The sequence below is a fragment of the Catenulispora sp. GAS73 genome (assembly GCF_041262085.1).
Classification (GTDB): Bacteria; Actinomycetota; Actinomycetes; order Streptomycetales; family Catenulisporaceae; genus Catenulispora.
Genome location: NZ_JBGCCM010000002.1, coordinates 384,868 through 396,271 on the forward strand (window position 1 = coordinate 384,868; position 11,404 = coordinate 396,271).

An 11,404-nucleotide genomic window follows, 5' to 3' on the forward strand; every position below is an offset into this window, starting at 1 on the left:
AGGCTGCGACCGGCCTCGGCCGACGTGAACTGGTGCGGTTTAGAAGAAACCGTCGTCGTTCCCGCCGTTGTTGTTGTAGTCGTCGCCGAAGCCGCCGCCGTTGAAGTCGTTGTTGTTGTAGTCGTTCTGCTGGTAGTCGTTCCGCTGGAACTCTTCGCGCTGGTACTCGTTCTGCTGGTACTCGTTCTGCTGGAACTGTTCCTGCTGGTACTCGTTGCGCTGGTCGTCGAAGCCGCGCTCCTCGAAGCCGCGCTCGTACGCCTGCTGCTCGTCGCGCTTGTTGTCGTCGCCTTCCAGCATCTCGCCGAGCAGCATTCCGCCGACCAGGCCGGCCGCGCCCGCGCCGACCACCGCGCCGGTGCTGTGGCCCTGGCGGGGCGGCTGCTGGTACTGCCCCTGCTGCGGGTAGCCGGGCTGCTGCGCCGGGTAGCCCTGCTGTTGCGGATAGCCGGCCTGGGGATAGCCCTGCTGGGGATAACCCTGCTGCTGAACGGGCTGGTAGTACGGCGGCTGAGTGGTCTGGATGCGCTGCGCGCAGAACTGGCAGACCTCGACGGGTCGCGCCACGCCCCACTGCGGCTGCCACATGACGTTCACGGACGCCTGGCCGTGAGCCGGATCGAAGAAGCAGATCACGGGTGTTCCCCCAAATTCGTTGACACTATCCGCGATCCTAAACGGGTCGCGGACACCAGGGGTTCCCGTTAACGATCCCTCTCACGGTCGGCTCACGCCGTGCAACGCGTCCCCTGCGCCGGCAGCGTGCCGCTGACCAGGTACGCCTCCATCGCCGACTGCGCGCACTGGTTCCCGCTGCCGAACGCGGCGTGGCCGGTGCCCACGCGGGTCAGCAGCCGCGCGTTGGCGAAGCCGTTCGCCAGGTTCACGGCGTTCTGGTACGGCGTGGCCGGATCGTCCGTGGTGCCGACGACCAGGATCGTGTCCGAGCCCTGTGCCTTTATCTGGTGCGGCTTCTCGGTGGTCTGGAACGGCCAGTTCGCGCACATCGGCTGTGCCAGGTCGCCGGGGGCCAGGTTGGAGTTGAGGATCGAGGCCCCGGACTTGAGCTGGCTGTACGCGTTCTGCACCGCGGACGGGCTCGGCGCCGGGGTCGTGAAGTCGGCGCAGCGCACCGCGATCAGGCCGTTCTGCTCGGTGCTGTAGTGGCCCTGCGCGTCGCGGCCGTCGTACTGGTCGGCGCCGGCCAGCAGCTCCGAGCCGTCGCCGTTCTTCATCGCCTTGGTCAGCGCGTCGCGCAGGTACTTCCACCAGTCCGAGCCGACGTCGCCGTAGAGCCCGATGATGACGCCGGTCCAGCCCAGCGTGGCGTCCAGAGGCCGGCTCGGGTCGTCGGTCTGCAGCGGCTTGTCCTGCAGGCCGTCGATGAAGTGGCCGAGCTGCTGCGCCGCGGCCGTCGGACTGCCGGACAGCGGGCACTGCGCGGCGTAGTTCGTGACGCAGTCGGAGGCGAACTTCTCCAGCGACTTCTCGAAGCCGACCTGCTGCTGGACGTTGGACTCCAGCTGGTCGGCGTTCGGGTCGACGGCGCCGTCGAGCACCATGCGGCCGACGTTCGCCGGGAACTCCTCGGCGTAGACCGAGCCGATGTAGGTGCCGTAGGAGATGCCGAGGTAGTTCAGCTTCTTGTCGCCGAGGACCTGGCGCATGAGGTCCATGTCCTGCGCGACGTACTTGGAGCCGACGTAGGGCAGCAGGGCGCCGGAGTTCTTCTCACAGGCCGCGGCCAGGGTCTTGCTGTCCTGCGCGGCCTTGTTCGCCCGGGCCGTCGCGTCCTTCGGCGGGTCCTGCTCGTAGAGCTTGTCCTGGGTCTTGTCGTCCAGGCAGGTGATCGGGTCGCTGCGGCCCAGGCCCCGCGGGTCGAAGCCGATGATGTCGTAGTGCGCGTGCAGCGCCCCGTCGAACTCGGACTTGGACTCCTCGACGAAGTCCACGCCGGAGGCGCCGGGCCCGCCGGGGTTGGTCAGCAGCGAGCCGACCTTGTTCGCCGGGTCCGCGGCCGGCCACTTCACGAGGGCGAGGGTCACGTCCTTGCCCGAGAGGTTGGCGTAGTCCAGGGGGACCACGACCGAGCCGCACTGGAAGGCGCTCAGGTCCGCGGTCGGGTCGTCGGGCGGCTCGCTGGTGCACGCGCCCCAGGAGATCTTCTGGGAGTCGAAAGCCTGGGTCGACGTGAACTTGCCGCTGGACAACTTTCCGGCCCCCGAGGAACCGCCCGAAGAGCCACCTGAGGAACCGCCGGAACCGCCGACGGAACCGGACGAAGTACACCCGGCCACCAGGGTCGCGCCGAGCAGCAACGCGACGACGGATATGGTCCGGCCTCGGTGTTCGCCGAATGACTTCATGCGCTCATGTGTATCACCTCGCCCCGACCCTAGAATCACGATATGGATGCCTTCCTGGAACTCTTGGGCGTGCGGGGCGTCGCCACACTGGCGACGATCAAGAAGGACGGACGGCCGCAGCTGTCCGTCATCACTTACGCCTACGACGCGGCCGAGCAGGTGATCAGGATCTCCATCACCGACGACCGGGCGAAGACCCGCAACCTGCGGCGGGACCCGCGCGCGACGCTGATGGTGCAGCCGGAGACGTACAAGTTCGCGGTGTACGACGGCGACGCGGAGCTGACGCCGGTCGCGCAGAAGCCGGACGACGCGACGGTCGACGAGCTGGTGGAGCTGTACCGGGCGGCGTCCGGGAAGGAGCACCCGGACTGGGACGAGTACCGGGCCGCGATGGTCGCCGACAAGCGGCTGGTGCTGCGCATCCGGGTGACGCACGCTTACGGCATGGGGGTCTGAGACGGACACGGCGGGAGGCGCTTCGGCGGCGGGGCCTGAGCCGGAGTCAGCAGCCAAACCGGAGCCGGAAATCAGCTCGGAGCCGATGATCGAGCCGGAGCCGGTCACCGCGGAGCCAGTCACCGCGGATCCGCCGCGGCTGCCGGGCCGGCCGCTGATGACGCAGTCCTGGCTGGACGCGACCTTCCTGCACTGGGCCGTCGATCCGGCGAAGGTGGCACCGTTGCTGCCCGCCGGGGTGCTGCCCGACGTCATCGACGGGGTCACCTACGTGGGGCTCATCGCCTTCCGCATGCACCGGATCGGGTGGTGGCCGCTACCTGGTTTGCCCTATCTCGGGACCTTTCCCGAGACCAATGTGCGGCTGTACTCCGTGGACGCCGCCGGACGGCGCGGCGTGGTGTTCCGGTCGCTGGAAGCGTCGCGACTGGCCCCGGTGGCCATGGCGCGGACCGCTTTCCGGCTGCCGTACCGATGGGCCCGGATGTCGGCGTACCGCGTCGGGGACGAGTACTGGTACGGCTCGCGACGCCGCGAGCCCGGCCTGCCGCCTTCCCGGAGTCTGATCGGAGTGCGGGTCGGGCCTGTTGTAAAGTCGCCGACCGCGCTGGACCACTTCCTCACGGCCCGCTGGCGGCTGCACTTCACGCTCGGCGGCCGGACCGTGCACATGCCGAACGCGCACCCGCGGTGGCCGTTGCACAAGGCCGAACTGCTGGCGTGCGACGAGGATCTGGTCGCGGCGGCGGGGTTGCCGGGCGTCGCGTCCGGGCCGCCGGACAGCGTGTTGTTCTCGCCGGGCGTGCCGGTGCGGTTCGGGCTGCCGCGCCCCGTCAGCCGCGACTGATCAGATCTTGTGGCTGATCAAATAGCGCACGAAGACCAGATCGCCGATGGGCCGCGTCTCCGCGAGGGTCATGCGGTGCTGCGCGTTCTGCGGGAACTCCGCAGCACGCACGAAGCGCGGGGCCAGGTCGTCGCCGACGAAGAACGGGGCGATCGCCAGCTGGATCTCGTCGGCGAGGTTCTCGGCGAGGAACCGCGTGTGCAGCGAGCTGCCGCCCTCGACCATCAGCCGCTCGACGCCGCGCCGCTTCAGGTCCGCGAGGATGCCGGGGAAGTCGACCAGCGCGCCGGCCGGGACCACCTCGGTGTCCGCGACCGTGGCCAGGCGGTCGGCCTGCGCCGGGACCGCCGCGTCGGCGCAGTAGACGAGCTTGTGGCCGCCGGTGGTGAAGAAGCGTGCGTCGGGGTCGAGCGCACCGGAGCCGGTCACCGTGACCTTGACCGGGTGCTCGGGCAGCCCGCGCCGTAGCCGCTCGGCGCGGCGCTCCGGGTCGCGGACCAGGAGGCGGGGGTCGTCGCGGCGGATGGTCTCGGCGCCGACCATGATCGCGTCGGAGGCGGCCCGGAGCGCGTCCACCCGGTCGAAGTCGGCGTCGTCGGAGAGCATGAGGCGGTCGGGGGTGGTGTCGTCGAGGTGGCCGTCGAGGGACATGGCGGCGCTGAGGATCACGTGGGGGCGCTCGGGCATGGTGTCATCGTCGCATCGGCGGCGGCCGGGAGCTTGGCGATCTTCCTGGTGTTCGCCGAGAGAGTACGCGATCTCCGTTCCGGAACCGGAGCTTTTCTCCGAGGCGTTCCCGATACATGACGGTGAAGCAGCGAGTGAAACACGCCCTGCGTTCCAGAAAAGCGAGAAGGAGGGACCGCGAGCCGGGCGGCCGGGGCTGGCCGAAGGGACCTCTGGGACCCGACGGCGGCGTGCGCGAACCGCGCCGGCCGAAGGGGACGCCGCCTCAGGACTCGATCGAGCTGGCCGAACCACGGTAGAAACGTCCCATGCGCCCCATCGGACTCACCGACAGCGAGAAGCGGGTCCGGGCAGACTTCCTGGCCGGAGGGCGCACGTCCTTCCAGACCGGCGACCCGGCAGCTGACGACCCAGCAACCGGCGCGGCCTGGGGCGCGGAGCGCACCCTGCGCGCCGAGTTCCTCAGGGGCCTGATCACCGAGGCCGGCGACCGGCGCGCGCCGCTGCGCGTGGTCGGCGCGAGCATCGTGGGGCCGCTGGAGCTGGAGTACCTGGAGCTCGGCTACTCGCTGAGCTTCGCCGACTGCTGGTTCCAGGACGATCTGGACCTGCACGACACCCGCCTGCGCCGCCTGAACCTGCGCGGCACCCGCCTCGCGGGCCTGAACGCCTCGCTGACGCGCGTTGAGGCGACGGTGGTGCTGCACAAGACGCGGGTCGACGGACGCGTCCGCCTGGACCACGCGGTCATCGGCGGCGAACTCCTGATCACCGACGCACACCTGCACCACCCCGCCGACCTGGCACTGCGCGCCGACCGCATCCGCGTCGGCGGCGACCTGATGCTGTGGGGCACGACGATCGAGGGGCGCACGAGCCTGCGCGACGCGAAGGTCGGCGGCGTCATGAGCCTGGAGCGCACGGACCTGCGCGACCCCGACGGCCTGGTCCTGGACGCCGCGCGGGTCCAGGTCGGCAGCGACCTGATCGGCGACGACCTGCACGCCGACGGCATGCTGCGCTTCTCCGGCGCGGAGATCCAAGGCCTACTGCGCTTGGCGAACGCGAAACTGCACCAGCCCGGAGGCATAGCCCTGATCGCGTACCAGGCCAAGATCGGCGCCGACCTCCAGTGCTACAAAGGCTTCGACGCCGAAGGCCTGGTCCGCATCGACGGCGCCCGCATCACCGGCCACGCCCGCTTCGACGGCGCCACCCTCCGCGGCGACGACACCACCGCCCTCGACGCCCGTTACGCTGAGATAGGCGGCGCGGCGCGCTGCCGCGGCATCCGCGCGGCGGGGTCGGTGCGATTCGCGAGCGCGCGGGTGGGGAACGATCTGGACTTCCGCGAGGCGGTGCTGGCCGGTTCGGTGGCGGAGTTGGGGCTGGGGCCGGTTTTCGGTGGTAGTGGCGGCGGCACAGGCAGTGCGGGGACTGCGGGTGGCGGGGCCTCAACCACTTCCGCCATCGCCGGCGGTGCTGCAATTGCCGCCTCCAGTCCAGCTGCCGTCACCAGCGCCAGTGTTTCTTCTGGTTCTGATTCCAACATCCTCTTCCTCGGCAACCTCCGGGCCGGCGAACTCACCCTCCGCTTCGCCGCCCCGCCGGCCGGCTCCATCCACCTCGCCAACGCCCAGGTCGGCGTCCTCAACGACGATCCCGCCACCTGGTCCCCGCACTTCACCCGGGACGGCTTCACGTACGACCGCATCGCCGAGCCGGGCCCCGTCGCGGGCCGCATCGGCTGGCTGGCCCGCGAGGCCGCCGGGTACCGGCCCGGCCCCTACGAGCAGCTCGCGGCCGTCTACCGGCGGCAGGGCCTGGACGGCGAGGCCCGCCGCGTCCTGCTCGCCAAGCAGCGTGCGCGGCGCCGTACCCTGCCTCGCGCCGCGCGGCCCTGGGGGTTCGTGCAGGATGCCGCCGTCGGCTACGGCTACCGTCCCGAGCGCGCGTTGGGCTGGCTGGCCGCGTTGCTGGTCACCGGGATCGTGGTCTTCGGCCTGCGTCATCCGGTCCCGGTCAGCCCGGGCACGGCGCCGCCCTTCAATCCCCTGATCTACTCGCTCGACCTGCTGCTGCCGGTGATCAACTTCGGTCAGGGCCGCGCCTACGTCGCCACCGGCGGCTACCAGTGGGTCGCCTATCTGCTCACCGCCGCCGGATGGATCCTCGCCACCACCATCGCCGCAGGGCTGGCACGGGCCGTCAACCGCGGGTAAGCCCTCGCTCCACCTCTGGTTCAGCGCCCTGATACGCCTCATCGCCCGGGACCGCTCCACCCACCCGGACGCAGCCCCGCTGCCCGACGCCGACGGGCGCGCGCGCCTGCTGGAGCTCTACCGCGGCAGCCTGGACCTGGACGTCGCCGGTGCGGATGGTCTGATCAAGGCGCTGGAGATCCTGGCCGGTTCCCGGCACCCCAGACACACATTCTGACCTAGGCCGAGTGCGCCTTCAGGAACGCGTCGACGTCCGCGATCACCTTCACTCCATTGGATCCGCTCAGCAGGTGTGTCCCGTGGTCCGAGCCGTCGTAGGTCAGGGTGCGCGCCAGGTTCGGCAAGTCCGCCTGGAAGGTCTTGGCGGCGTCGGCCGATCCGTAGACGTCCTGCGCCGCGGTGAGAAGGAGCACGGGGCACGTCAGCTGCTTGACATAGCTCGAAACGTCGATACCCGGCCTCATTATCGCCTCCGCGGACAACGTCACCACCGCGGTCACCGGCGGCTTGATCCCGGCCGCGGCGACCAGCGACGTCTTCGCACCCTGTGAAGCACCCATCAAGAACACCGGTCCGGAGCCGTGCGCACGGAGATCGGCCACGATCGCGCCGAGATGCGTCACAGGGTCCTGATCGCCGTAGTCCCACATGGCGACCTTGTAGCCCTCGCCGACGAGATGGTCCGCGTACGCCTGCCACGACCCCTGGTCCTCGTCACTCTCGTTGCTCAGCATGATCGTCTTCGCGCCGGTGCCCCAGAGGGTGTAGCCGGCGGCCAGCTGCGCCGTGATGAAGTCGGTCACCTTGCCCTTGAACCCGTCATCGGCCAACAGATCCCAGCCGTGGCCCGCACCGGCCGGTCGCACGTCCAGCGTCCTGAGCGTCGGCGGCGCCCCCAGCGCGTCGAAGAGCTTGCGCTCGTCGACTGTCGACACGTACTTGTCGCCGTCCGCCACCGCCATGAAGACGGGGACGTGGATGGTCGAGGCCTCGGACGGCAGGGTGCCCAGTTCGTCGGCCGACAGTGCCACGATCGCCGCCACACCCGGCGACGAGCTCGCGGCGGTTCCGGCCTCGGCGGCCAGCGCTGTGGTCGCCCCCGCCGACGCGCCGACCATCACGATCGTCTTGGCGCCGGCGGAGTGGAGCTCGATCAGCGCGGCGTCGACGGCCGCGATGCCTTCTTTCCCGAATCCCGGCTGCTCTTCATCCGCCGCCGCCGACGCCGCCGACGAGCACGTACTCGCTCCCTGACACGGCATGTCGAAGAGCAGGACGTGCAGCCCTTTCGCGGCGAGCTCACCGGCATAGGACATCCAGCCGCATTCACCCTGCGTACCGGCCTCCGGAACCAGCAGCACCCCCTTGGCGCCGCCACCGATCTCCACCGCCGAGAGTGCCAGGCCGTCGTTGGTCGTGAGCGTCAGCGCCCGCGCGCCAGCCGGCTGGCCGAAACAAGCCGCCGTCGCAGAACTCGTAGACGCCGCCATGCTGCGTGTCCCACTCGGCACCGCGCGCGGGCTGCCCCCGTGACAGCCCGCCACGGCGAGCGCCAGGACCAGCACGGTCGCGATGCGGGAGACTCGTCGCCGATCCAGACCCATGCCTGCGAGGATCCACCGCGCGACACAGCGGGGCGAGGCTTTCTATCCTGGTGGAAAGGCTTGCGGAGGAACGATGTTGCGGATCCACTTCAGCCCCGGCGACTTCGCCCGCGTGCGCTTCCTGGCACGGCCGGCGCCGTTGGTGGAGTTGAAGCTGTCGCTGATGATGTCCCGCCGCCGCGACTCGGCCCTGCTGTTCGGCCGCTGGCGCCGCGACGTCGGCCACAGCCTGCCCGCCACCACCCGGCCGCTGTGGGACCTGCTCCAACCCCACCGCGGCCCGGCGTTCCTGGATCCGGTCTCCGACGACCTCGAAGAGGGTCTGGAACTGGTTCGCGGCACCCCCGGCCGGGTCGTCCGCTCGGACGTCGCCAAACTCGACCGAGCCCCGACGCCCTGGGTCAGGGCCCTGATGGCGCGGGACGCCCACGCCTGGGACCTCCTCGACCTGAGCCTGCGCGACGCCTACCGGTCGGTGCTGGCGACGTCCTGGAACACCGTCCGCGAACAGCACGCCGCCGAGTTCACCCGCTTCGCCCTCGGCTCCGCCGAGCACGGCGTCGAGCGGGCCCTCACCGCCCTGACTCCCGGCGCCCACCTCTGCGGCGCCAGCTGGCACCTCCCGGCCTCCAGAGACCGCGACCTCCACCTCGCCGGCCGGGGCCTGACCCTGCTCCCCACCTTTCACTGGACCCACGAGCCGCTGATCGGCGCGTGGCCCGACCGCCCCCTGCTCCTCGTCTACCCGGCCGGCCCCGGCCTCCCCCCGCCGCGCACCGGAAGCACCGGAAGCACCGGGACCCCGCCGAGCGACGCCCTCGCCGACGTCCTGGGCCCCTCCCGAGCCCGCATCCTCCGCCTCCTCGACCACCCCCGCACCACCACCGAACTCGCGGCCCAGGCGCACCTCAGCCTGCCCACAGCCTCCTCCCACTCAGCCGCCCTCCGCCGCGCCGGCCTGATCACCACCACCCGCGACGGCCGCCGCGTCCAGCACACCCGCACCGACCTCGGCCGCATCCTCGCCGAAGCAGCCCCCGCCTGACCGGCGCGCAGGCCGGCCGAGCCCGACCCCCGAAAAGCCGACAACCCCACCACCCGCCCACCCGAAGATCACACAGACCGCCCACCCCGCCCGCCCCACCCGCCCCCCACGAAAGAACCGGGTGGCGAAGCACCCCCCGCCATCCGCTATTGTTGTGCCGTCGCCCCACGGAGCCGGTCCCGATCGGACCCGCGGGACACATCCCTGGCAGGTTGCCCGAGCGGCCAATGGGAGCGGACTGTAAATCCGTCGCGAAAGCTTCGAAGGTTCGAATCCTTCACCTGCCACATCAGAAACAGCCTCTGGCCAAGAAATCTGGCCCGAGGCTGTTTCGCGTTAACCAACCCCCGTACGGTTGATCGCTTAAGGCCGCGCCGCACCCGTCATCGCCGCGCCGCCGACTTCCGCTTCGCGTCGGCCAGCATGATCGGCGGAACCTCTCCGCCCTCCTGATCCGGTGCCGGAGCGCAAAGCCGTCGATAAAGCGGATGAGCAGGCACCGATGATCGTCACTGTGTGTCACCGCTGTGGCGCTGTGAATCAGCCAAGGTCAGGGGGCTGCGATTGTCTGTGGTTTGGCCGCGCCATGTCCGGCGTTAACACTTCGGTCGCCGCTATGACGTAGTGGGCTGGGACCTTCGGCCTGCACGGAACTAGTGTTCGCGGACGCCCGGGCTACTGATTCTCCTCCGGCGTCCGGTCCTTGTGGGGTGTGGGGGAGGGATCGGGCTCATGGCACATACTCGCTTTCACGTCGGGCCTTCGCAGACCGCGATCGCCGGGCCGGGTTCGGCGGCGCTTCCGGCCTGGCGGCTGGTCGGCGGGAACAACCGGGTTCTGGGTCGTGCGCCCGGCTGCTTCGAGGACTTCGAGACCGGGTACGCCGCCATTCTTTTCCTGCGGGCGCGGATCGCCGACGCGGTCCCTGTGCTCGGGGTCGCCGCCGACACCGGGGGGCGGACGTGGCGGCTGGAGATCGACAACGTGGTGGTCGCGCGGTCGGCGCGGACGTATCTGCGGGGGCGGGAGAACCTCTACAACCTCGCCCACTTCCTGGACTCCGTCTTGCTCGCCGAGTTGCCCGCGTCGACTCGGGATGAACGCGGCCGGGTGTGCCTGGCATGACGGAACAATCCATCCCGGCGGCCGAGACGGTAGTCGTCGACCTGCCGCCGGTGACGGGCACGGAACCGCCGCGAGCCGTACGTCTGCGCGCCCGCGGCGGGGACCGGGTCTTCCTCACCGTGCTGGCCGGCAGCGGGATCCTGGTCCTGACCGTCATCGCCGTCATCGGCGGCTTCCTCGGCACCCGCGCCTCGCAGGCGCTGCGGGTGGCCGGAACCGGCTTCCTCACCACCGCCGCGTGGTCCCCGGGGAACGGCACCGGCGGCGCGTCCAAGTTCGGGGTGGCCGGGATCCTCACCGGGACGGTGCTCATCGGGCTGGTCGCGATCGTGATCGCGGTGCCGCTGGCCTTCGGTACGGCGCTCTACATCTCCGAGTACGCCCCGCCCCGGCTGCGGCCGTTGTTCACCAGCCTCATCGACCTGATGGCCGCGGTACCGAGCGTGGTCTACGGTCTGTGGGGCTTCCTGTTCCTGGAGCACCGGGCGGTCGGGGTCGCGCACTGGATGGCGACCTATCTGGGCTGGATCCCCGGGTTCCACGTCACCGGCGCGCGGGTCCACGACCCGCTGGCGCCGCTCACCGTCTACACCGCCTCGACCTTCATCGCCGGCATCGTGGTCGGCCTGATGATCACCCCGATCGTCAGCTCCCTGATGCGCGAGTCGTTCTCGCAGGCGCCGCTGGGCGAGCGGGAGGGCGCCTACGCGCTGGGCGCCACCAAGTGGGGCATGATCCGCACCGTCGTGCTGCCGTTCGGCCGGGGCGGCGTGATCGGCGGCGCGATGCTCGGGCTGGGCCGCGCGCTCGGCGAGACGATCGCGGTGTACATGATCATCTCGCTGGTGTTCCGGATCCAGCCGCACCTCCTGCAGGCCGGCGCCAGTTCGGTGGCGGCGCTGATCGCCGCGCACTACGGCACGGCGACGCCCTTCGAACTCTCCGCGCTCATGGCCGCCGGCCTCGTGCTGTTCCTGCTCACCCTGGTCATCAACCTGGCCGCGTCGGCGATCATCGCGCGCAGCCGGTCCGGAAGGGACAGCGGCTGA

At 70.5% G+C, this 11,404-nt stretch carries 10 protein-coding genes and 1 tRNA gene; 7 read left to right on the forward strand and 4 right to left on the reverse strand.

Annotated elements, in window-relative coordinates:
- Positions 1–39: 39 nt before the first annotated feature.
- Both ABH935_RS04275 and ABH935_RS04280 read right to left on the reverse strand, forming a co-directional pair.
- The gene (locus ABH935_RS04275) at positions 40–636 is read right to left on the reverse strand and encodes a DUF2076 family protein (RefSeq protein ID WP_370376417.1); all 597 of its coding nucleotides are present in this window, start codon (positions 634–636) and stop codon (positions 40–42) included.
- A gap of 92 nt (positions 637–728) precedes the next feature.
- A complete protein-coding gene (locus tag ABH935_RS04280; RefSeq protein ID WP_370376418.1) occupies positions 729–2,366 on the reverse strand; it encodes an alpha/beta hydrolase in 1,638 nt (545 codons plus the stop codon).
- 42 nt (positions 2,367–2,408) lie between these two features.
- On the opposite strand from ABH935_RS04280, the gene ABH935_RS04285 reads away from it, so the two are divergent.
- Both ABH935_RS04285 and ABH935_RS04290 read left to right on the forward strand, forming a co-directional pair.
- Complete coding sequence (locus tag ABH935_RS04285) at positions 2,409–2,825, forward strand: PPOX class F420-dependent oxidoreductase (protein ID WP_370376419.1); 417 nt, start codon at positions 2,409–2,411, stop codon at positions 2,823–2,825.
- Between the two features lie 85 nt (positions 2,826–2,910).
- Entirely contained in the window at positions 2,911–3,672 is a 762-nt protein-coding gene (locus ABH935_RS04290) for a YqjF family protein (protein ID WP_370376420.1), read from the forward strand.
- Here ABH935_RS04290 and ABH935_RS04295 read toward each other — a convergent pair whose 3' ends face one another.
- Entirely contained in the window at positions 3,673–4,359 is a 687-nt protein-coding gene (locus tag ABH935_RS04295; protein WP_370376421.1) for a RibD family protein, read from the reverse strand. It lies immediately after the preceding gene.
- Positions 4,360–4,667: 308 nt separating this feature from the next.
- On the opposite strand from ABH935_RS04295, the gene ABH935_RS04300 reads away from it, so the two are divergent.
- A complete protein-coding gene (locus ABH935_RS04300; RefSeq protein ID WP_370376422.1) occupies positions 4,668–6,581 on the forward strand; it encodes a hypothetical protein in 1,914 nt (637 codons plus the stop codon).
- A 218-nt stretch (positions 6,582–6,799) separates the two neighbouring features.
- Here ABH935_RS04300 and ABH935_RS04305 read toward each other — a convergent pair whose 3' ends face one another.
- Positions 6,800–8,185, reverse strand: a complete 1,386-nt coding sequence (locus ABH935_RS04305) for a hypothetical protein (RefSeq protein WP_370376423.1) — start codon at positions 8,183–8,185, stop codon at positions 6,800–6,802.
- A gap of 73 nt (positions 8,186–8,258) precedes the next feature.
- Here ABH935_RS04305 and ABH935_RS04310 point away from each other — a divergent pair, with 73 nt between their 5' ends.
- The 4 genes from ABH935_RS04310 (at position 8,259) to pstC (ending at position 11,404) form a co-directional block, all read left to right on the forward strand.
- Positions 8,259–9,230 (forward strand): ArsR/SmtB family transcription factor, encoded by a 972-nt coding sequence (locus ABH935_RS04310; protein WP_370376424.1) that lies wholly within the window; start codon positions 8,259–8,261, stop codon positions 9,228–9,230.
- 206 nt (positions 9,231–9,436) lie between these two features.
- Positions 9,437–9,517: transfer RNA gene (locus tag ABH935_RS04315), tRNA-Tyr, on the forward strand.
- Between the two features lie 445 nt (positions 9,518–9,962).
- Positions 9,963–10,355, forward strand: coding sequence for a hypothetical protein (locus ABH935_RS04320; RefSeq protein ID WP_370376425.1), 393 nt, complete (start codon positions 9,963–9,965; stop codon positions 10,353–10,355).
- Positions 10,352–11,404 (forward strand): phosphate ABC transporter permease subunit PstC, encoded by a 1,053-nt coding sequence (pstC, locus tag ABH935_RS04325; RefSeq protein WP_370376426.1) that lies wholly within the window; start codon positions 10,352–10,354, stop codon positions 11,402–11,404. Before ABH935_RS04320 ends, pstC begins: the two co-directional genes overlap by 4 nt.

Coding starts and splice junctions, on each gene's coding strand:
- ABH935_RS04280 (WP_370376418.1), bottom strand. CDS start 2,366: ATGAAGTCATTCGGCGAACACCGAGGCCGGACCATATCCGTCGTCGCG.
- ABH935_RS04285 (WP_370376419.1), top strand. CDS start 2,409: ATGGATGCCTTCCTGGAACTCTTGGGCGTGCGGGGCGTCGCCACACTG.
- ABH935_RS04290 (WP_370376420.1), top strand. CDS start 2,911: ATGATCGAGCCGGAGCCGGTCACCGCGGAGCCAGTCACCGCGGATCCG.
- ABH935_RS04295 (WP_370376421.1), bottom strand. CDS start 4,359: ATGCCCGAGCGCCCCCACGTGATCCTCAGCGCCGCCATGTCCCTCGAC.
- ABH935_RS04300 (WP_370376422.1), top strand. CDS start 4,668: ATGCGCCCCATCGGACTCACCGACAGCGAGAAGCGGGTCCGGGCAGAC.
- ABH935_RS04305 (WP_370376423.1), bottom strand. CDS start 8,185: ATGGGTCTGGATCGGCGACGAGTCTCCCGCATCGCGACCGTGCTGGTC.
- ABH935_RS04310 (WP_370376424.1), top strand. CDS start 8,259: ATGTTGCGGATCCACTTCAGCCCCGGCGACTTCGCCCGCGTGCGCTTC.
- ABH935_RS04320 (WP_370376425.1), top strand. CDS start 9,963: ATGGCACATACTCGCTTTCACGTCGGGCCTTCGCAGACCGCGATCGCC.
- pstC (WP_370376426.1), top strand. CDS start 10,352: ATGACGGAACAATCCATCCCGGCGGCCGAGACGGTAGTCGTCGACCTG.